We start from the raw sequence: 19420 nt of genomic DNA on the forward strand, positions 1-19420 counted from the left end.
TATGCTGCAAAGTCGCCTCTACATCCCTACGCTCAAGGAAACTCCGGCGGAAGCCGAAGTGGTGAGCCACAAGCTTTTGCTGCGCGCAGGCATGATTCGCAAGATCACCTCGGGCATTTATACGTATTTGCCCCTCGGATTGCGCTCGCTCGAGAAGATCAGCCGCATCGTGCGTGAGGAAATGAATGCTGCCGGCGCGCAGGAGATCCTCATGCCCATGGTCCAACCCGCAGATCTCTGGCAGGAAAGCGGCCGCTGGGAGCATTACGGCAAGGAACTGCTGCGCCTGCGGGACCGCCACGACCGCGACTATTGCCTCGGCCCTACCCATGAAGAGGTGGTGACCTCCTTGGTGCGGGATGAAGTGCGCTCCTACCGGCAGCTTCCCATCAATATGTACCAGATCCAGACCAAGTTTCGGGATGAGATCCGGCCGCGCTTTGGCCTCATGCGGGGCCGTGAATTCATCATGAAGGACGCCTACTCCTTTGACCGCGACGAGGCCGGGGCTGATGCCAGCTATCAGGCCATGTACGACGCCTACACCCGCATCTTTACCCGCCTTGGTCTGCGTTTTCGGGCCGTGGCGGCGGACACGGGCTCCATTGGTGGGAGTTTCTCCCATGAGTTCATGGTGCTTGCCGAAACCGGGGAAGACACCTTGGCCGTATGCCGCCAGTGCGCGTACGCGGCCAATGTGGAGAAGGCAGAGGTTCGTATTGCTGCACGCGTTTCCGAGTTGCCTTCGTGTCCGGCCGTGGAGCCCGTGGCCACTCCGGGGGCGCGCACTGTGGAAGAAGTGGCGGCATTTTTGGGGCTCCCCCCGCAGGCGGTGATCAAGACCGTGCTCATGGAAGCCGATGGGCACCTTGTGGCGGTGCTGGTGCGCGGCGACCGTGAGGCCAATGTGGTGAAGGTGAAGAATATGCTCGGCGCGGTCACCGTGGACTTGGCCTCCCCCGAGGTGGTGGAGCGGGCCACCGGTGCGCCGGTGGGCTTTGCCGGCCCGGTAGGGCTTTCGGGCGTGCCCATCTACGTGGATCAGGAGCTCATGCTGGGCACGGATTACGTATGCGGCGCCAACGCCGCGGATACGCATCTGCGGCATGTGGACCTGCGCCGGGATGTGGTGGCCACAGCCTGTGCAGACCTGCGCACCATCACTCCGGAGGATCCCTGCCCGGCTTGCGGCGGGGCCGTGGAACTGGTGCGGGGCATCGAGGTGGGACACGTATTCAAATTGGGGACCAAATACTCCGAGGCCATGCACGCCACCTTCCTCGATGAGAACGGCCGTGAGCGCCTCATGATCATGGGATGCTACGGTATCGGGGTAAGCCGGGTGCTGGCCGCGTGCATCGAGCAGAACCACGACGACGCCGGCATGATCCTGCCGCCGCCGGTGGCGCCCTTCGAAATCCATGTGCTTCCCTTGTCCGTGCGTGAAGAGGCGCCCCGTGCCCTGGCCCAGGAGATCCACGACGCCCTCACGGCCCAGGGTATCGATACCCTGCTGGACGACCGCGACGAGCGGCCTGGGGTGAAGTTCAGCGAGGCAGATCTGCTGGGTGCGCCCATGCAGGTCATCGTCGGCGCCAAGGGCCTGGCGCGGGGCGTGGTGGAGGTCAAGGACCGGCGCACCGGCGTTCGCCAGGAGTTGCCCGCGGATGCGGCGGTGCAGGCCATCCTTGCCTGGCGGGCCGAAGTGCTGGAGGGCTGGTGCACGTCTTTGGCGTAAGCGAGCTCACCTCGGCCCTGCGCTCGGTGCTGGAAGGGGAGTTTCCTTTCGTGTGGGTACGGGGCCAGGCGGTGAATGTGAGTCGGCCGCTGTCCGGACACGTGTATTTTACCTTGCGCGACGGCGAGTCGGTGCTGCCGGTGGTGTGGTTCCGCGGCCGCCAAGGGGGTGCCGCCCTGGTAGACCCGGTGACGGGCGAGGTCTTCGAAGAGGTGGGCACGTCCCCGCAGACACTGCTCCCGGAAGAGGGGCGGGAGACCTTGGTGGCCGGGCGCATCACCGCCTATGCCCCCCGCGGGGTGTACCAATTGGTGGCGGAAGTGGTGCAGGATGCGGGCGTGAGCTCGCTCGCCCTGGCCCTGGAGACCCTCAAGAACCAATTGGGGGCGCAGGGGCTTTTTGACGCGGCGCGCAAGCGGCCGGTGCCGCGCAATCCCCGGCGGGTAGCGGTGGTCACCGCCCCGCAGGGGGCGGCGCTGCAGGACTTTGTGCGGGTGGCAAGCACCCGCGGCCTTGGCGCGGTGGTGCGTGTGTATGCCTCGCCGGTACAGGGCGACGAGGCACCGCCGCGCTTGCAATACGCCTTGGCTCAGGTGGCGGCGGACGCCTGGGCCGAGGTGGTGGTGCTCCTTCGCGGTGGCGGCTCCCTGGAGGACCTGTGGGCCTTCAACACCGAAACGGTGGTGCGGGCCATTGCCGCATGCCCGGTGCCGGTGGTGACCGGCGTGGGGCACGAGGTGGACACCACCCTGGCAGATCTTGCCGCGGATCTTCGCGCCGCTACCCCCACCCATGCAGCCCAGCTCTTGTGGGAAGACCGCGAGGTCTTGGCGCAGCGGCTCGACGATGCGGCCTTGGGGCTGGGGCGGGCCGTGCGCAGTCATCTGGGGCGTGCGGCCCAAGCCCTGACCATGGCGCGGGAGCGGCTTGCGTGGGTGTCGCCGGCGTTGCGGGTGCAGCGCGCTGGCCTGGAGGTGGCGCGGCTTCGGCAGCGGCTGCAGCAGGCGGGCCTTGCCCGGGTGCATCGGGAGCACGAGAAGCTTGCCGGTTTGGGTCGCCGCCTGGAGTTCTGGGGGCCGGAGCGGGTGCGCCGGGCGGATGATGCCGTGCGCCAGGCCACGGACCACTTGGCGCGGGCAGGTGCGGCCCTTTGGGAGCGCAAAGCCCGGGAAGCCGCCGTACTCTCGGCGCGGCTTTCGGCCCTGGACCCGGCCGCGCCCCTGGCGCGGGGGTTTGCCGTGGTGCGGCGCAACGGGCAGGTGCTGCGCTCTGCAGGCGCGGTGCGGCCCGGGGAGCGCCTCCAGGTCGGTATGCATGACGGCGCCTTTGGCGTGGTGGTGGAGGAGGTATGAGCGAGATGCATTTTGAGGAGCGTCTGGCCCGGGTGCGGGCCATCGTGGCCCGTTTGGAGGACCCGGAGGTGCCGCTGGAGGAGGGCATGCAGCTTTTTCAGGAAGGCATGCGTCTATGCCGGCAATGCGACGAAGAACTCAAACAGGCGCGTCTGGTGGTGGAAGAGGCCATGCGCCAGGAGGAGGCGTGATGGACGCTGCTGCCCTGAAGGAGGCCCTGCGGCAGCGGGCGCGGCTGGTGGAAAACCGATTGGTCACGCTGTTTGCGGACGGCGCAGTGCCTGGGCGCCTGCGCGAGGCCATGGAGTATTCGCTTTGTGCCGGCGGCAAGCGTCTGCGGCCGGCCTTGGTGCTGGCCTGGGCGGAGCTCGAAGGGCTGGCGGCTTCGGATGTGCTCGACTTCGCCTGCGCCCTGGAGTGCATCCACACCTATTCTCTGATTCACGATGACTTACCCGCCATGGACAACGACGACCTGCGCCGGGGCAAACCCTCCTGCCACAAGCAGTTCGACGAGGCTACAGCCATTTTGGCGGGCGACGGCCTGCTCACGGAGGCCTTTTTGGTGATGGCCCGAACGCCGCTGGAGGCATCTCGGGTGCTGGCTGCCGTGAGTATCGTGGCTGAGGCGGCAGGTCCTCGCGGCATGGTGGGCGGCCAGATGCTGGACATGGAACTCACCGGCAAGCGTGCCGACCTGTCCGCCCTCCAGTCCATGCACCGCAAAAAGACCGGGGCGCTCATCGCCGCAGCGTGCGTGGCGGGCGCGCTGCTTGCCGGGGGCGATACGGAGCGGGCCCAATGCTACGGTCACCATCTGGGCCTTGCGTTTCAGATCACCGATGACATCCTCGACGTGGTGGGAGATACCTCCACCTTGGGCAAACCCGTCGGCAGTGACGAGCGCCAGGGCAAAAGCACCTATCCCGCGGTGCTGGGCATGGAGCAGAGCCGCGCCTTGGCGCAGCAGAGCATCGACCAGGCAGTGGCCGCCCTTGCCCCCTATGGCGACCATCCCCAGGCGGTGTTTTTGCGCCGTCTTGCCCAGTACCTCATGGAGCGGAGCCAATGACCGTGGAAAAGTTTCCCCTCCTTGCCGCTGTGGATTCGCCCAAAATGGTGCGCCAACTGCCGGAAAACCAGCTGGGCGCCTTGGCGGCGGAGATTCGGGAGGTCATTATCCAGACCGTGGCCACCAACGGCGGCCATCTTGCCCCTTCCCTGGGCGTGGTGGAACTCACCATTGCCTTGCTGCGCGTCTTCGATCCTGCGGTGGATCGCATCATCTGGGACGTGGGGCATCAGGCCTATGCCTATAAGCTGCTGACCGGGCGGCTGCCCCAATTCCATACCTTGCGGCAAAAGGGCGGGATCAGCGGTTTCCCACGGCCGGACGAAAGCCCGTTCGATCACTTTGCCGTAGGGCATTCGTCCACCTCCATTTCAGCGGCCCTGGGCATGGCCGTGGCCCGGGATTTGGCCGGAAAACCCCACAAGACCGTGGCCGTCATCGGCGACGGCTCCATGACCGCCGGGCTCGCCTATGAGGGCCTCAATCAGGCCGGTGGCCTCGGCCGGGACCTCATCGTGGTCCTCAATGACAACGAGATGTCCATTTCCCGCAATGTGGGGGCACTGTCGTCCTTTCTCAGCCGCAAGCTCTCCAAACGCTGGGTGCAGCGCTTCAAGCGCGAGGTGGAGGCCGTCATGCGCCAGGTGCCGGTCATTGGCGACGACCTGGCCGAATATGCCCGCCGTGCCGAGGACTCACTCAAGAGCTTCTTTACCCCGGGCATACTCTTCGAGGCCTTTCGTTTTTCCTACATCGGCCCCATCCAGGGCCATGACGTGCGCATGCTCGAACGGGTCCTGGCCCAAGCCGCAACCTTGGAAGGCCCCATCTTGGTGCACGTGCTCACCAAAAAGGGGAAGGGCTATGCCCCGGCCGAGGCCAACCCGGTGTATTTCCACGGTGTGGGATGCTTCGAGCCCGAGACCGGCATGGCGCGCAAATTCGCCCCGTGCGCGCTTCCCAGCTATACCGATGTCTTTGGCCAGACCTTGTGCCGCTTGGCAGAAGAGGATGCGCGCATCGTGGCCATCACCGCCGCCATGCCCGAAGGCACGGGGCTCACCGAGTTTGCCCGGCGCTTTCCAGAGCGCTTCTTCGACGTGGGTATCTGCGAGCAGCATGCCGTGACCTTTGCCGCAGGCCTGGCCTCCCAGGGACTGCGGCCGGTGGTGGCCATCTACTCCACCTTCCTGCAGCGCTCCTACGACCAGATCGTCCACGACGTCTGCCTGCAGAACCTGCCGGTGGTCTTGTGTCTCGACCGCGCCGGGCTGGTGGGCGAGGACGGCGCCACCCATCACGGCGTCTTTGACCTGGCCTACTTGCGCCACATCCCCAATCTGACCCTCATGGCCCCGCGCAGTGAGCCTGAGCTCCAGCGCATGCTGGTAACGGCCGTTGCCTTGGGTACCCCGGTGGCGGTGCGCTATCCTCGCGGCGTGGGTTCGGGCGAGGCGCTCGTGGATGACCCGACACCCATTGCTGTGGGCGAGGGAGAGCTTTTGCGCCCTGGAACGGACGCGCTGATCATCGCCGTGGGCAGCCGGGTACTGCCGGCCCTGGCGGCAGCCCACTGTCTGGCCGAAGAGGACGGCCGGAGCGTGGCGGTATTCGACGCCCGCTTCGTCAAGCCCCTGGCGGAGCAGCAGATTGCGGCCTTGGTCGCCCAGCACCGGCGCATCCTCCTGGCCGAGGAGGGGTGCCTCCTGGGCGGATTTGGCTCGGCGGTGCTGGAGCTTTTGGCGGACCGTGACCTTTTGCACGGCCGCCGGGTGCGGCGTCTCGGGGTGCCGGACCGCTTCGTGGGCCATGGCACCCAGGACGAGCTGCGCCATGACTTGGGCCTGACCAAGAGCGGTATCCTCTCGGCATTACGGGAATTGATGCAAAACTGACTTTTTACTTTACAGCGCATGGGGTTTGGTTCTACACGGAACTCGTGTCTATCGTTAGGGGTGGCCTTCGGGCCTGAGAGTATACCCTCACCACCTGATCTGGGTCATACCAGCGGAGGGAAACGGTAGAAGACTTGTCGGGGCGCCATGAACTCCTTCTGGTCTTTGAGCCGCTACCCAGTCGGGTGGCGGCTCAACTTTTTGGAGGAGTTATGACCCTATTGGAAGCTGCCATCGCCGGCAAGATCACGTGGGCCATGGAGCAGGTGGCCCGCAAGGAGGGGGTGCCCCCGGAGCGCGTGCGTGACGGCATCGCCCAGGGCCACATCGTGATCCCCCACAACACCCGCCGTGAGTTCGTCCCCGAAGGCATCGGCGCGGGCCTGACGCCCAAAGTCAACGCCAACATCGGCTCTTCTCCGGCAGACGAGGATATGGATGCCGAGGTGCGCAAACTCTGGGCCGCGGTGGAGGCGGGCGCACACAGCGTCATGGATCTCTCCACCGGGCCGCAGCTTGCGGCCATCCGCCGGCGCATCCTTGCCGAGAGCCCGGTCATGGTGGGCGCGGTGCCCATTTACGCCGTGGCTGCGGACCTCCTCGCCCAGGGGCGCGAGATCCCGGACATGACCGAAGACGAGCTCTTTGCCGCCATCGAGGACCAATGCGCCCAGGGGCTCGACTACATCACCGTGCATTGCGGGGTCACCCGCCGCGCCGTGGAGCTGGCCATGGATCGGGTCTGCGGCATGGTGAGCCGGGGAGGCACCATCCTCGCGCAGTGGATGACGGCCCACGGCAAGGAGAATCCGCTGCTCACCGGCTATGACCGCCTGCTGGACATCGCCCGGCGCTTTGACGTCACCTTGAGCCTTGGGGATGGGCTGCGGCCTGGGGCAGGCTGCGACGCCACCGATGCCGCCCAGGTGGAGGAGCTCATCCTCTTGGGCGAGCTTGCCCGGCGGGCGCGGGCCGCTGGTGTGCAGGCCATGATCGAGGGCCCAGGGCATGTGCCTGCAGACCAGGTGGCGGCCAATGTGCTGCTGGAAAAGCGCCTGTGCCACGGTGCGCCGTTCTACGTGCTCGGGCCTTTGGTGACGGATGTGGCCCCAGGCTACGACCATCTGGTGGCCGCCATTGGCGGCACGCTTGCGGCCATGGCGGGGGCGGACTTCCTCTGCGTGGTCACCCCGGCGGAGCATTTGGGCCTGCCCGGGGAAGACGACATCCGTCAGGGTGTGGTGGCGGCGCGCATTGCGGCCCATGCCGCGGCCGTGGCCCGGGGGGTGCCGGCAGCGGTGGCCCGGGACCGCGAGATGTCCGCCTGTCGGGCGGCCTTGGATTGGGAGGGGATGTTTCGCTTGGCCCTGGACCCAGCCACGGCGCGTTCCCGGTATGCCCTGCTCCACCCAGAGGATCCTGCGTCCACATGCACCATGTGCGGCGATCTGTGCGCGGTGCGGCGTTTTGCCCAGTGCCGTCAAAGCTGCAGCGCTGCTTCGTCCGCCCAGGAGGCATCCGCATGAGCGGGTCGTCGCTGCATCCCTATGCCACGGTGCTCGTCATCGCCGGGTCGGACTCGTGCGCCGGGGCCGGCATTCAGGCCGATCTCAAGGCCTGCGCCGCCTTGGGCGCGTATGCCCTCACCGTGATCACGGCGGTGACGGCACAAAACACCCGAGGGGTGCGGGCCGTGCATCCCGTGCCGCTGGACATGGTGGCCGCCCAAGTGGAGGCCGTGCTCGAGGACATCCCGGTGGCGGCGGTGAAGACCGGGATGCTCGCGGACCCAGCGGTGGTGGAGCTGGTGGCCGCGACCCTGGAGCGCATGCCTGCGGTGCCGGTGGTGGTGGATCCGGTGATGGTGGCCCAAAGCGGCGATCGTCTGGTGTCTGAGGCCGCGGCGGCCGCTGTGCGCGAGCTGCTCCTTCCCCGCGCCTGGGTGCTCACCCCCAATCTTCCTGAGGCATCAGTACTCCTGGGCCGGGAAGTGGCGGCGGGAGACATTTGCGCCGCTCAGGACCTGCGCGCCATGGGGCCGCGTTTCGTGCTCCTCAAGGGCGGGCACGGCACAGGGGCGGTGTGCGAAGACGTGCTGGTGGGTCCGCACGGGGCGCAGCGGATGGTCGCCCCGCGCCTTCCCACCCCCAATACCCATGGTACGGGCTGTACGTTGGCTTCGGCCATCGCCGCAGGGCTCGCCCAGGGCTTGGGCGTGCCGGAAGCGACCGCCCGGGCGCATGGGTATCTCCAGCGGGCACTGACTGCCGGCGCCAAGAGGGTCCTGGGCCAGGGCGCCGGACCAGTAGATCACTTTGGTACAGGGGAGGATCCTGGATGCAGATCGTCGTCAATGGTCGGGAGATGACCGTCGCGGCAGGGGCCACTTTGCGGCAGGTCCTGGACGACCTTGGCCTTGGGCAGGCGCCGGTGGTGGCGGAGGTGGATGGGGAGATCGTCCCCCGGGAGCAGTGGGGGCGCTTGGTCCTCCAGCCGCAAAGCCGGGTGGAGCTGGTGCGTTTCGTGGGAGGCGGATGATGATGGACGATTTCTGGGAGCTCGGCGGTCGGCGTCTGACCAGCCGGCTGTTTTTGGGCACAGGCAAGTTCGGCGATGAGTCGCAGATTCCGGCGGTATGCGCGGCCGCCAAGGCCGAGGTCATCACCGTGGCCTTGCGGCGGGTGGATCTGGACGCCCCGGATGTCGGGGTGCTGGCCCATGTCCCCAAGCATATGATCCTGCTGCCCAATACCTCCGGGGCGCGCAGTGCGGACGAGGCCGTGCGCCTGGCGCGCCTGGCCCGGGCCATGGGCTGCGGCAATTGGGTGAAGATCGAGATCATTCGCGACGCCCGCCATCTGCTTCCGGACAACGAGGCCACCATCCGGGCGACGGAGGTCTTGGCGCAGGAGGGCTTCGTGGTGCTGCCCTACATGAATCCGGATCTCTACGCCGCCCGCGCCCTGGTGGCCGCCGGCGCGGCGGCGGTCATGCCTTTGGGCGCACCCATCGGCTCCAATCGCGGGCTTGCCACGCGGGAGATGATCGGCATCCTGCTGGAAGAAATCACCGAGGTCCCCATCATCGTGGACGCCGGCCTTGGTCGGCCAAGCCACGCCGCCGAGGCCATGGAGATGGGCGCTGCGGCCTGCCTGGTGAATACCGCCATCGCCACGGCCGAAGACCCGGTGACCATGGCCCAGGCCTTTGCCTTGGGGGTTCAGGCCGGCCGTTTGGCCTATCTGTCGGGAATGCCTGCGGCCCGGTGGCAGGCCAGCGCTTCCTCGCCGCTCACCGGCTTTGTGGGGGAACTGTGAGCTCCCTGTGGCAGCCCCCGCAGTTTCCGGACGCCGCTTTTACCGCGTCAGCGGCGGCCGTATCCCGGGCCTTGGGGCAGGCCTGGCCGCGTCTCGATGCCGTGGCGGCGCTGCTTTCGCCTGCTGCCGAAGCCATGCTCGAGGACATGGCCGCCGCGGCCGCGGAGCGCACCTTGCGGCACTTCGGCCGGGCGCGGCTGCTGTTCACCCCGCTCTATGTGGCCAACTACTGCGAGAATCGCTGCCGCTACTGCGGCTATGCCGCCCACGTGACCATGCCCCGGCGCAAACTCTCCCTGGAGGAGGTGGCGGCTCAAGGGGAGCGCATCGCCGCCACAGGCCTGCGGCATCTCCTCCTCCTTACGGGCGAGGCCCCGCGCCGGGCCGGGGTGGACTACATCGTGGACTGCGTACGCCTGCTGGCCCCGCGCTTTCCCGGCCTGGCCCTGGAGGTCTTCCCGTTGGCGACGGCGCACTACGGCGCCGCCGTGGAGGCCGGCGTCACTGGTCTGACGCTCTATCAGGAGACCTACGACCCCGAGGTCTACCGCGCCATGCACCCCGCAGGCCCCAAGGCGGACTACGCCTGGCGCCTGGATGCCCCGTCCCGGGCCGCCCACGCGGGGATGCCTTCGATCACCTTGGGCGCGCTCTTGGGGCTTGCCCCCTGGCGGCAGGACGTGCTCGCCCTGGTGGCCCATGCCCGGTATCTGCTGGAGCGCTTTCCCGGGGTGGAGATCGGGGTGTCGCTGCCGCGTCTGCGCCCCCATGCCGGCGGCTTTGCCGCCCCGCATCCGGTCGCGGACCGGCAGTTCGTCCAGGCCATTTTGGCCTTGCGCCTGGCGCTGCCCTGTGCGGGGATCACCCTTTCCACCCGCGAGGCCCCGCGCCTGCGTGACGGATTGGTGGGGCTGGCGGTGACCAAGCTCTCGGCCGGGGTGCGCACGTCTGTGGGCGAGGTGGAGGGCAGTGAGCAATTTGTCATCAATGACACTCGTTCCGTGGCCGAGGTGGCGGCCATGCTCCACAGCCAGGGGCTGCAGCCGGTGTTCAAGGATTGGCAGCCCCTGGTGGGAAAAGCGGTGCCGAGGGCCGCATGAGCTGGATGCCGCCGGATTTGCCTAGTGCGGCCCGAGCGCGCCTGGAGGCGGCGCGGGTCCTGGTGGTGGGGCTCGGAGGACTCGGGGCGCACGTGGCTTTGCTCCTGGCCCGAAGCGGGGTGGGCCACTTGGTGCTGGCGGACGCAGACCGGGTGGAGGCCGCAAACCTCTCCCGCCAGCCGTACTTTCCTGAGCATGTGGGGCGTCTCAAGGCCGTGGCCTTGGGGGAGCTGCTGCAGCGGATCCGGCCGCAGATGGGGGTGACCTTGGTGCCGCAGTTCGTGGCCCCGGATGCGCTCCCCCGTCTTGCTGCAGGCTGTACGGCGGTGGTGGAGGCCGTGGACGACGCCGCCACCAAGGCGGCCCTGGTGGAGGCGGCCGTGGCGGCAGGGTTCCGGGTGGTGAGCGCCTCAGGCATCGGCGGCGTGGGGGCGGGGCTTGCGGTGCGGCGATTGGGGCGGCTGGTGGTGGTGGGCGACGAATGTACGCCCTGCGCAGGCGCCACACCACCCCTTGCCCCCCGGGTCACTGCCGCGGCGGCCTTGCAGGCGGACGTGGTTGTGGGATGGATTGTGGGGAATGATAGCGGCACGGAGGATTGATCATGAGCGGACGGGAAAAGGTGCTCGAGCAGGTTCTCTCCGGCGGGCTGTATTGTATTACCGCGCTTGCCCTCTCGCAGGGGCGCAGCACCGTGGCGGTGGTGGCCGCCATGCTGGAAGGCGGGGCGCGCATCATCCAGTACCGGGAAAAGCGGGTCTCGCGCCTTCAGGCCTATCAGGAATGCGTGGCCATTCGGCGCATGACCCGGGCCTTGGGCGCGGCCTTCATCGTCAACGACCATTGCGATTTGGCCTTGGCGGTGGAGGCCGACGGCGTGCACGTAGGGCAGGACGACATGCCGGTGGAGGTGGTGCGCCGCTTGGTAGGGCCGCACATGGCCATTGGCCTTTCCACCCATGGGCCGGCGCAGGCTACGGCGGCGCTCTTTCTGCCCGTGGACTACATCGGCGTGGGGCCGGTGTTTCCCACCAGCACCAAGGAGGACGTGTGCGCCCCTGTGGGGTTGGATGCCGTGCGCCACGCCGCCACCCAGGCGCTTCCCTTTGTGGCCATTGGCGGCATTTGCCGGCACAACCTTGCGCAGGTGCTGGCGGCTGGGGCCCGCTCTGTTGCCATGGTGAGCGAGGTGGTCACTGCCCCGGACATTGCAGCGCGGGTGCGGGAAGTGGAAGGGCTGCTGGCAGCGGCCTCGGGGACCGGGAGCCCGATGCCGCCGGAGTAGGGCAAAGTTGCGGCGAGCACTCCCCGCAGAATCCTGCGCTCGGCGAAAGTGGTTACCATGGCCGCCCCCCGAGCACTGCGGCTGGGGGGCGGCAGGGGCCTAATTGGTTTCTTCAGCGCTGTTTTCCAGCCAGCTGATCTCGATTTCGAGCTTCACCTTGCCGGAGTCTTTGCGTTTGAGTTCCCATTCCACATGCACCTCTTTGGGAACGCACACGCTCTGGCCGGTCTCTTTGTTGCAAAATGCCCGCTGCGTGAACCCTTCGGCCAATTCCTTGAGGGTCATGCCAGCCATGTACGCCAATTGATCTCCTTCGTAGCACAGGATCTTTTCCGATGACATAGACTTCCTCCACAATGGTGTTAGAGTTCTCCCATCAAGGGACCCGATGTGGTCCATTCCAGCTCCATTTCCAATTTGGCGCGCGCGTCCTTGAGCTTGGCTTTGGCTTCTACCTCAAACACTGGGCTCGGCGCAAGACAGAGTCCGCGGCCGTCGTTGCCTTCCAGACGCACGCAGCCGCTGCGGATTCCTTGGGCCAACGATTCGAGCCAACAGGCCACCTGCTCCCGGGGGAGCATGCAACGGAAGGATACTTTGTCTTTACTCATAGGAGGTTCCTCGAGAAAGGGGTTAACGGGCCATGGATATCAAAATGTGGCAGAGCTGGCGTGGATCGGCACGCTTTTCTGCGTTCAGCAGTGGAATTTCCAGGACGTCCACGTGGAGCGAGCGGAGAAGATCGATGGCCTCGGCACGGCCCGCGTATGATGCCGTGGGGTCCAAGACCACGGCATTGAGGACTTCGCTGGGAGGCGTATTGGCCGGGCAGGCATGGCAGAGCAGGGTGCGTATTTGGTCGCTCAAGGTGATGCCTACGGTTTCTGGGTCAGGGACCGGGTTGGGGAAGAACACCTTGGGGCATCCAGCGGCGGCGATGGCCTCGGCTACGCCTTGGGGCAGGAGATTGGCGATGAGTGAGGTGTAGAAACTGCCGATGGGGTAGCAGATGAGGTCGGCGCTGGTGATGAGCTGGGCGATTTTGTGGCGGATGCTCACGGTGGTGGCGTGGCCGTTGGGGTCCACCAAATCGAGATGCTCGATGGGGGCCTCCAGGGGGGGCACTTCCTTGGCCGTGAGTTGGTGTTGGCCGAGGACGGTGCGCCCGTTTTTGAGCCGGGCGCGCAGGTGGGCATCGGCATTGACCACGAGACGCACCTCGCCCCGAGCCTGGATGAGGCGGGCGTAGAGAAAGACGATGGGGTCCATGTGTCGACCGTCTTCGAGGTAGCCGGAAGCGAGGATGAGGTTACCGATGCTCGCGCCTCTGAGGTCGAAGTTTTGGTCGATGCGCACGGCAAAGGCGCGCAGGTGACGGCGGATGATGCGGCGCATGGGGTTTTGGATGCGCCGCACAAGGGGATGGGTGCCATCGGCCAGGGCGTGGAGGGTGGCGCGCAGTTCGTGGTCCGGGGCTGTCTTGGGCAGGCGGTGGGCGAAGAGTTCGTAGATTTCCGGATAGCCGTGGAGGCTGCGGTCTGCCAGGGCCATGAGCCGGTTGCGCAGATCGCCCACCGCAGGCATGCCAAAGTAGCGGCGCAGCACTGCGGAGCTGCCGCCCGAGTCAAAGGGCGTGATGAGGTGGATGGAGTTATGGGTGTACTCCACGAGGGTCTGGCTGGTTTCCCGCAGGGCCGTGCCGCCGGAGAAAAAGAGGATGCGCGGTCCGAGTTCCGGGGCGCGGCGGCATAAGGCTACCCGCGCTGCATCGGGGACGGGCACACGCCGGCGCAGGAAGAATTCGGTCATGCACTAAGCTCCTGGCGCAGGAGACGGGCCGCTTGCGCAAAATTGACCCCGCCGGAGATCTCGAACACCGGGCAGCCCTCGAGCGCCGATACGTAATCTGCTGGCGAGGGATGCTGCCAGGTGGGGGCCAGGAAGAAGAGTCCTGGGTCTTTCATGAAGGCTGGCAGCAGGTCAGGGCGTCGACTCACGTCCACCGCCTGCAGCCGCACCGGGGTGTTGTCCCGCCGCCAGTTGAGGATGGCCAGGGCATGGAGCGGGGTGGCCAGGCGGAATCGGTCGGCCCCGAAGAGTTCGTGGATGGGGGCGTCGTACTTGGCCTCGAGGGTCCAGAGCTCGTCGGCAGGCAGGGCGGCGAAGCGTTGGCGGTCTGCCTCGGGTAGCAGCGGGGCGAGGGCGGGATTCCCCAGGATGGTGCCGGGATTGATGCGTGGATGCTTGGCCACGCCAAAGGCGTGGAGGGTGCCCTCCTGGCGCACCAGCACGAGGCGGTCGTTGCTGACGAAAGTGGCGCCTTCGGTGACCAGATGCAGGGCCAGGGTGGATTTGCCCATGCCCGAGAATCCGGCCAGGGCCACGCCGCGGTGCCCCAGGATGACCGCTGCGGCATGGGCGAGCAGCCCGCCGTGCTGCAGGCGGTACTCCAAAAAGCGATTGTTGACGAAGTTGATCACCTGGTTGGGGTTGGCCTCGCAGTCGCCTATGGCCACGTGATGTCCGGCACCAAAAAGGAACAGCATCCCGGTGAGCCGTTTGCGCACGATGCGGCCGTCGTCGGTATCGAACCATTCCTCCTTGATTTTGGTCTTCCCCGGTTCCGGCGGTTTGATGCGGAAGGGCACGTCCAACTCCGGCGCCGGCGCCTGCACGGCGAAGATTTCCACCGCAGGCGGCTGGGAGCCCTCCTCCAGGAAGGGCTGGAAATAGCGGGTCAGCTCGGTGTGCAGGGCGGTGGAATTGGTGTGCACGCCAAGGACGAGGTCGGCCATGCGCACGGAAAGATGCGCCCGTACGGGATATTTGGCTGCCAGGGCCAAGGCGAGATCAGCGATGCGTGGTTGGGTGAGCACGAATCTTCTCCAGGACGTAATCAGCGTACAGACCGGCGGCATCCATGCCGCAGGCTTCAAGGATGCCGCGGAAGCCGCCAAAGGCCGAGACCTCGAATACCAGCGGCCCCTGGGCGGTTTCCACGATGTCCACACAGGTAAAATCGAGGCCGAACAGGGCCTGGGCACGGCGGGCCAGTTCAATGAGTTCCGGTTCGGGTTGGGCCGGGGCATATTTGCCGCCCGAAGCCGTGGTGGTGTTCCAGGCGTTGGCGTCGGTGCTGCACCGGGCATAGGTGGTGAGATAGCGGCCGCCCAAAAAGACGAGGCCCAAATCGCGGCCCGGGATATCGATCTTCTGCTGGATGTACATCACCGGGTTGGTGGCCTGGAAGTCGGCAATGCGCGCCAGGGCGTCTGGACCGTCATCGATGACCTCCATGCCCCGGGCCTTGGAGGTATAAAGGGGTTTGAACACCGCGCTGCCGAAGCGCTCCACCGCGGCCAGGGCTTCGGCAGGGGACTCGGTGATGACCGTGGGGGGCATGGGGATGCCGCCAAGGCGCAGGGTGACGGTGCAGCTCAAGCGATCAAGGGTACGCATAATGGCCAGCGGAGAGGAAAAGATGGGCAGGCCTGCTTCCGCCGCAAAGCGCAGCAGTTCCAAGCGGTCCAAGAGCAGCGGCGAGTAGCGGGAGCCGATCTTTTTGATGATCAGGGCATCAAGGGTCCGCAAATCCACGCCGTCGTACCACAATTGTCCGTTGTGGAGGTCGAGACAGGCTTCTTCCATGTCGACAAGGAGTCGGAATCCCGTGCGCTCTGCCACGGCATCGGCCAAAAGTTCCGAAGACCAGCCGCCTTTGGTTCCTACGACACCAATTTTCATTGTGCTTTTCCTTGTTCGAGGAGGATTTCCAACGGAAAGACAAAAGGATTATTGTTGTCCTGGGCATCCAAAAGACGCTCCATCAGGTATATGGCTTTATGATACATCGTCTTGGCAAATTTTTTATTGAGTTGAAATCTTGTGGAGGTGAAAAGCGAGCGAACAACACCGATTCCAAGACGAATATGGAAAGTTTCATCATGAGTTTTTATTGCAAAATTTCGAGAAAATTCAAAAAACTTCAAAATAACTTTATTTATTCGAATTCTTGATTGGATATCAAAAATGGGTATTCTAAAGTTTGATATGAGAAAAACAGAAACATCTTGGATGTAATCGCCATGTTGAGAGCGATAGACATCGATAAAGTAGATGCGCTGGTCTCCGTGATTGTAGATGATATTGTTGGTATTGAAGTCTCCGTGGGTGAACACGGAAAAAGGTGCCGGCGACTGCTGTTCGACTGTCTCCAGGCGGTCGAGCAGTTGGGAAAACGAAGGTACGTGGAAATCGTCCACGCACAGGGCGGGGCGTTGGAGCTCGGGGTGGACTTGAAACACCGCTGGCATGCGTTCGCGCATCTGCCGGATGAACGTAGAATGCAGGGGGTGGGGCTTGCGGGTTTGCTCCCAGATGTCATGGAGGGTCTGCTCGAGGATAAAGAGGGCGTTGTCGAGGATGTCTTCTTCCACATTGAAGATGGCCTCTTCCAATGAGCATCCGGGGAGGAATTCCGTGAGTAGCGAGGCCGTTTCCCCGTCTTCGTGGTAGCCGAAGATGCGCGGGACCAGCCCAGGATAGAGGGCGTTCCAGCATTCGAGATTGGTCTTTTCCTGACGAATCTTGCGGAGATTTCCTTCTTTGAAGATGCTATCTTTGGCTTGTGGCCTGTCTTTTTCTTCTACCTTGGCGATGCGACATCCAGATCGCGTTCCCCAAATTCCTTGGAAATCGACTTCAGTGACGTCTCCATCAACACCACTTTTGGACAATGTTGTCTGAAGAGCTTCAAATTGTTGTATTTTTATTTTTTCTCCGATAATAGAAAAAAGTATCGATTCTCCTATATTGAGAAGAGAATCTCCGATACGTTCCATGTATCGAATAATAAAAAGAGAAGTAATATGATCCTCAACATTGCGTCCGATGCGCAATTGAACCATTATTCTGTCAAAATTCTCTTTATATATGGAATCGAGTTCGGATTCGAGGCGGCATATACTGAGCGCTCCTGGAAGATTTTTGTTGTCTAATATGTCCATTATTGTGCCAATAGCTTGATGGACTTCTCCCATTTTTTTCTTGTAAGAAAGGATCTCTATCGTTTTTGGAGATGACAGATACCCCATCTGTTTGGCGATATTGACACAATAATCGGCAATGCGCTCAAGATTGATGGCCATGATATGAATGGCCCGCAAGCGATTGATGGCTTCTTGATTGAGACTGAATTTATTGAGTGAAGAATAACATTTATTTTCAATGATATTTTTGAGATTGTCGATGTAGTCGTCTTTAGCAATAATTTTATCGTAGGTTTTTGGCGTTGGACGCTCAATGAATGATAACGTTGCTTCCAATTGATTTTGGACTTCTAAGATAAGAAAACGAAAGTTTTCCTCAATTGTTTTTATATTTTTCATTTTATTCAATATGAATTGATGATTTTTTTATACTTTCATCTCTATCTTTCCAGCTCAATTTAATGTTGATCTTTGTTTCTCCTGATTTTCTTTTTGCTGTGAGATGAAAAGATAAAAATCCATTTGGCTCTAAAATCAGCGACTTTCCTTCGCTTGTGAGCGAAATCGTTCCTTTGGAAAATCCTTGTTCCAGTGCATGAAGATATCTGCGAATGGTCTCGCAGTCTTCTAAAGATTCAAATTCAATTTTTTCTTCCGCCGGCATACAGACTCCCTGATCATCCATGCAGACGCTCCCGGTATTCACGAATGACGATTTCTCGGGTCATGCCCGCGAGGATGACCCGCTTCGAGATTTCCAAATCTTCCCATGCCGGCTGCCAGCCGATTTCCCGCGACGATTTTTCAGGGTGACGTTTGGCCGCGTCCTTGACCTTTTCGCCCATGTGGGTGTCGTCGCCCATGAAAATGAGTTTGCGCCGCCGCTCTGGTCCCAAGCATTGATTCGCCCGTCCCAAGGAAGTGATGAGAAATGGGGTGTATCGCTGGGACTGGGGATTCCATGTCTCGAAACCGTCCACATCGTAGTCGGCTAACAGGATGGGCCAAAACTGCTCGGGATGAGGAATGACAATGCCCGCCCCCAAGGACCTCGCTTCTTCGATGACCTCCGAGGTGCGGTAAAAGTACTGCAAAGGGAAACGCTCTTTGACCAATCGTTTGACATGGGAAAGAAAACTTTGCGCATGATCAATACGATCGTCATCTTCCTCTCCACGCAATGCATCGAAATAGTCGCGCAAAATTTTATTTTTTAGGGAATCTTGCGGGAGCTCGTCGTGCAAGGATTCAATCATCAATTGTATTTTACGAACGTGTTCTCGAACCCATTGAACGAGCTCTGCTGAAGCTCCTGTTTCCCGAGCTGCAAGAAAGAGGATCTCGCTTTCCGGATGCACGATGGCATGCATGAAATCGAAAAGCTGGCTTGCCCGGTAGCGTCGGGTGTGCTCGAGCATGGCGCGCAAGGTATGCGCCTGGCGTACCCGATCACTGCGAAAATGCAAAAGGAGTTGGACTTTTTGATCAAAGCCCCGGGAATAACAGTCAACCTCGACGCCGCTGTACGGACCCAATTCCAAAAGCTCGTTATGTTGCGTGGGAATGATGAGTGTCTCTTCGGCATTGGGAAACATGCGCTGGATGCGAGTGGCGATGACCTCCATGGGCACGAATTCCGGATGCCAATGCACGGCGAGCACTGCGCGCTGCAGCGGAAACACCCGCTCTGGTTGCGCCAGCGATTCGAGCTGTTCTGGTGTCAGCCGCGTTTCCGTGACCACCCGCAGGCGCTGCCAGTCTTTTTCTTGCGGCTCCACGGCATCGAGGCGCGGAAAGGAGAAAAAATGAGGAGTTTTCATTTACTTGGAGCGCCCGTGGCAGGCTTTCTTTTGGGCATCCAGGGCCTGGACCGCTGCTTGTATTTCCGCAACATCGCCTGCGGCAATGGCCTCTTCCAGACGTCGGCAGCTTTCGAGGAACACGGAGTAGTAGGGATCGCCGTATCCCGCAAAGGTGGTCATGCGCCGGGCATCCACAAGAAATACGGACAACAATTCCTGGGAGGGGATCTCTCCTTGCTCGGCGCTTTGCCGGATGCTGCGCCAGTACACCTGCATGCGCTTTTTGAGCTTCGAGTATCCTTCGTCGTCGTCCTCCCCGGTGGGGGCGAATCGACCGCTGAATTTGACCTCCAGGGTGTCGCCGGCCAACTGGGTAAACTTGAGCTTGAATTTGATGAGCTCTGCCAGCTGAATGCCAAACCCGTTGACCTCGCTTTCTCCTTCCTCGATGGCGGTAGCGAGTGCTCGCAGGAAACGGGCGGTCTCACCGCGGGAGAGTGTCCAAATGCTTTTGGTTTTCATGGCGCCTCCTCATGGGGAAAATCGATTTTTTTACTGCCATGGAACCGGCGAAAGTCAACGGCGAATATGTGACAATGTTGGAAGCTGGGCGTGGGAGTTCAGTCAAAATGGAAACGGATGGGTCTGGGGCATGGCAGACGGGGAAGGCGGGGGCGCAGGATGGTCCAGCATGCCTCTGTCTCGCTTGAGGGCAGCCCAGGCATTGGGCGAAGTCTTCAGAGGGGCGACTGGGTGAGAAACCTGCGGATGCGGCGTTCTTTGTACGGCGCGTGCCGCGATCTTTATGGCAGCTGGATTTTCGCGGGCGATGTATCGGAACCTACGGGAAACGGGAGACAAGGCGCCGGGA

The 19420-nt window shown here is 63.0% G+C and carries 21 protein-coding genes and 1 riboswitch; of the genes, 12 read left to right on the forward strand and 9 right to left on the reverse strand.

What is annotated here, in order from left to right; genetic code table 11:
* Position 1 precedes the first annotated feature (1 nt).
* From QMF81_RS04905 to thiE, 12 genes are all read left to right on the forward strand, one after another.
* The gene (locus tag QMF81_RS04905) at positions 2 to 1738 is read left to right on the forward strand and encodes a proline--tRNA ligase (protein WP_281752585.1); all 1737 of its coding nucleotides are present in this window, start codon (positions 2 to 4) and stop codon (positions 1736 to 1738) included.
* Positions 1720 to 3090, forward strand: coding sequence for an exodeoxyribonuclease VII large subunit (gene xseA / locus QMF81_RS04910; protein WP_281752587.1), 1371 nt, complete (start codon positions 1720 to 1722; stop codon positions 3088 to 3090). The genes QMF81_RS04905 and xseA overlap by 19 nt, the downstream gene beginning before the upstream one ends.
* Positions 3087 to 3281 carry an exodeoxyribonuclease VII small subunit gene (xseB, locus tag QMF81_RS04915; RefSeq protein WP_281752589.1) on the forward strand — a complete coding sequence of 65 codons (195 nt, stop codon included), beginning with the start codon at positions 3087 to 3089 and terminating at the stop codon, positions 3279 to 3281. The genes xseA and xseB overlap by 4 nt, the downstream gene beginning before the upstream one ends.
* Positions 3281 to 4162, forward strand: coding sequence for a polyprenyl synthetase family protein (locus QMF81_RS04920; RefSeq protein WP_281752931.1), 882 nt, complete (start codon positions 3281 to 3283; stop codon positions 4160 to 4162). The genes xseB and QMF81_RS04920 overlap by 1 nt, the downstream gene beginning before the upstream one ends.
* Complete coding sequence (dxs, locus tag QMF81_RS04925; protein ID WP_281752591.1) at positions 4159 to 6057, forward strand: 1-deoxy-D-xylulose-5-phosphate synthase; 1899 nt, start codon at positions 4159 to 4161, stop codon at positions 6055 to 6057. Before QMF81_RS04920 ends, dxs begins: the two co-directional genes overlap by 4 nt.
* A gap of 46 nt (positions 6058 to 6103) precedes the next feature.
* Positions 6104 to 6195: riboswitch (TPP riboswitch) on the forward strand.
* A 74-nt stretch (positions 6196 to 6269) separates the two neighbouring features.
* Complete coding sequence (gene thiC, locus QMF81_RS04930) at positions 6270 to 7583, forward strand: phosphomethylpyrimidine synthase ThiC (protein ID WP_281752593.1); 1314 nt, start codon at positions 6270 to 6272, stop codon at positions 7581 to 7583.
* Positions 7580 to 8425 (forward strand): bifunctional hydroxymethylpyrimidine kinase/phosphomethylpyrimidine kinase, encoded by an 846-nt coding sequence (thiD, locus tag QMF81_RS04935; RefSeq protein ID WP_281752595.1) that lies wholly within the window; start codon positions 7580 to 7582, stop codon positions 8423 to 8425. Before thiC ends, thiD begins: the two co-directional genes overlap by 4 nt.
* Positions 8395 to 8595 (forward strand): sulfur carrier protein ThiS, encoded by a 201-nt coding sequence (gene thiS, locus QMF81_RS04940; RefSeq protein WP_281752597.1) that lies wholly within the window; start codon positions 8395 to 8397, stop codon positions 8593 to 8595. The genes thiD and thiS overlap by 31 nt, the downstream gene beginning before the upstream one ends.
* The gene (locus QMF81_RS04945; protein WP_281752599.1) at positions 8595 to 9374 is read left to right on the forward strand and encodes a thiazole synthase; all 780 of its coding nucleotides are present in this window, start codon (positions 8595 to 8597) and stop codon (positions 9372 to 9374) included. The genes thiS and QMF81_RS04945 overlap by 1 nt, the downstream gene beginning before the upstream one ends.
* The gene (gene thiH, locus QMF81_RS04950; protein ID WP_281752601.1) at positions 9371 to 10474 is read left to right on the forward strand and encodes a 2-iminoacetate synthase ThiH; all 1104 of its coding nucleotides are present in this window, start codon (positions 9371 to 9373) and stop codon (positions 10472 to 10474) included. Before QMF81_RS04945 ends, thiH begins: the two co-directional genes overlap by 4 nt.
* Complete coding sequence (gene thiF / locus QMF81_RS04955) at positions 10471 to 11076, forward strand: sulfur carrier protein ThiS adenylyltransferase ThiF (protein WP_281752603.1); 606 nt, start codon at positions 10471 to 10473, stop codon at positions 11074 to 11076. The genes thiH and thiF overlap by 4 nt, the downstream gene beginning before the upstream one ends.
* 2 nt (positions 11077 to 11078) lie before the next feature.
* Positions 11079 to 11759: a thiamine phosphate synthase gene (gene thiE, locus QMF81_RS04960; protein ID WP_281752605.1), complete on the forward strand. Its 681-nt coding sequence runs from the start codon at positions 11079 to 11081 to the stop codon at positions 11757 to 11759.
* 99 nt (positions 11760 to 11858) lie between these two features.
* Here thiE and QMF81_RS04965 read toward each other — a convergent pair whose 3' ends face one another.
* Genes QMF81_RS04965 through QMF81_RS05005 form a run of 9 tightly spaced genes read right to left on the reverse strand, consistent with a single transcriptional unit; the run spans position 11859 to position 19071 of the window.
* On the reverse strand, positions 11859 to 12101 hold the full coding sequence (locus tag QMF81_RS04965) for an amphi-Trp domain-containing protein (protein ID WP_281752607.1): 243 nt from the start codon (positions 12099 to 12101) through the stop codon (positions 11859 to 11861).
* A 20-nt stretch (positions 12102 to 12121) separates the two neighbouring features.
* Positions 12122 to 12370: an amphi-Trp domain-containing protein gene (locus tag QMF81_RS04970; RefSeq protein ID WP_281752609.1), complete on the reverse strand. Its 249-nt coding sequence runs from the start codon at positions 12368 to 12370 to the stop codon at positions 12122 to 12124.
* Between the two features lie 22 nt (positions 12371 to 12392).
* Positions 12393 to 13568: a GAK system CofD-like protein gene (locus tag QMF81_RS04975; RefSeq protein ID WP_281752611.1), complete on the reverse strand. Its 1176-nt coding sequence runs from the start codon at positions 13566 to 13568 to the stop codon at positions 12393 to 12395.
* Positions 13565 to 14635 (reverse strand): HprK-related kinase B, encoded by a 1071-nt coding sequence (locus QMF81_RS04980; RefSeq protein ID WP_281752613.1) that lies wholly within the window; start codon positions 14633 to 14635, stop codon positions 13565 to 13567. The genes QMF81_RS04975 and QMF81_RS04980 overlap by 4 nt, the downstream gene beginning before the upstream one ends.
* Positions 14610 to 15503, reverse strand: coding sequence for a GAK system ATP-grasp enzyme (locus QMF81_RS04985; protein WP_281752614.1), 894 nt, complete (start codon positions 15501 to 15503; stop codon positions 14610 to 14612). Before QMF81_RS04985 ends, QMF81_RS04980 begins: the two co-directional genes overlap by 26 nt.
* Positions 15500 to 17146 carry a PhoU domain-containing protein gene (locus QMF81_RS04990; protein WP_281752616.1) on the reverse strand — a complete coding sequence of 549 codons (1647 nt, stop codon included), beginning with the start codon at positions 17144 to 17146 and terminating at the stop codon, positions 15500 to 15502. The genes QMF81_RS04985 and QMF81_RS04990 overlap by 4 nt, the downstream gene beginning before the upstream one ends.
* A gap of 1 nt (position 17147) precedes the next feature.
* Complete coding sequence (locus QMF81_RS04995; RefSeq protein ID WP_281752618.1) at positions 17148 to 17411, reverse strand: amphi-Trp domain-containing protein; 264 nt, start codon at positions 17409 to 17411, stop codon at positions 17148 to 17150.
* 13 nt (positions 17412 to 17424) lie between these two features.
* Positions 17425 to 18567 (reverse strand): hypothetical protein, encoded by a 1143-nt coding sequence (locus QMF81_RS05000; protein ID WP_281752620.1) that lies wholly within the window; start codon positions 18565 to 18567, stop codon positions 17425 to 17427.
* Positions 18568 to 19071 carry a GAK system XXXCH domain-containing protein gene (locus QMF81_RS05005; RefSeq protein WP_281752621.1) on the reverse strand — a complete coding sequence of 168 codons (504 nt, stop codon included), beginning with the start codon at positions 19069 to 19071 and terminating at the stop codon, positions 18568 to 18570. It lies immediately after the preceding gene.
* Between the last annotated feature and the right edge of the window lie 349 nt (positions 19072 to 19420).

The sequence above is a fragment of the Thermodesulfomicrobium sp. WS genome, assembly GCF_027925145.1.
Classification (GTDB): domain Bacteria; phylum Desulfobacterota; class Desulfovibrionia; order Desulfovibrionales; family Desulfomicrobiaceae; genus Thermodesulfomicrobium.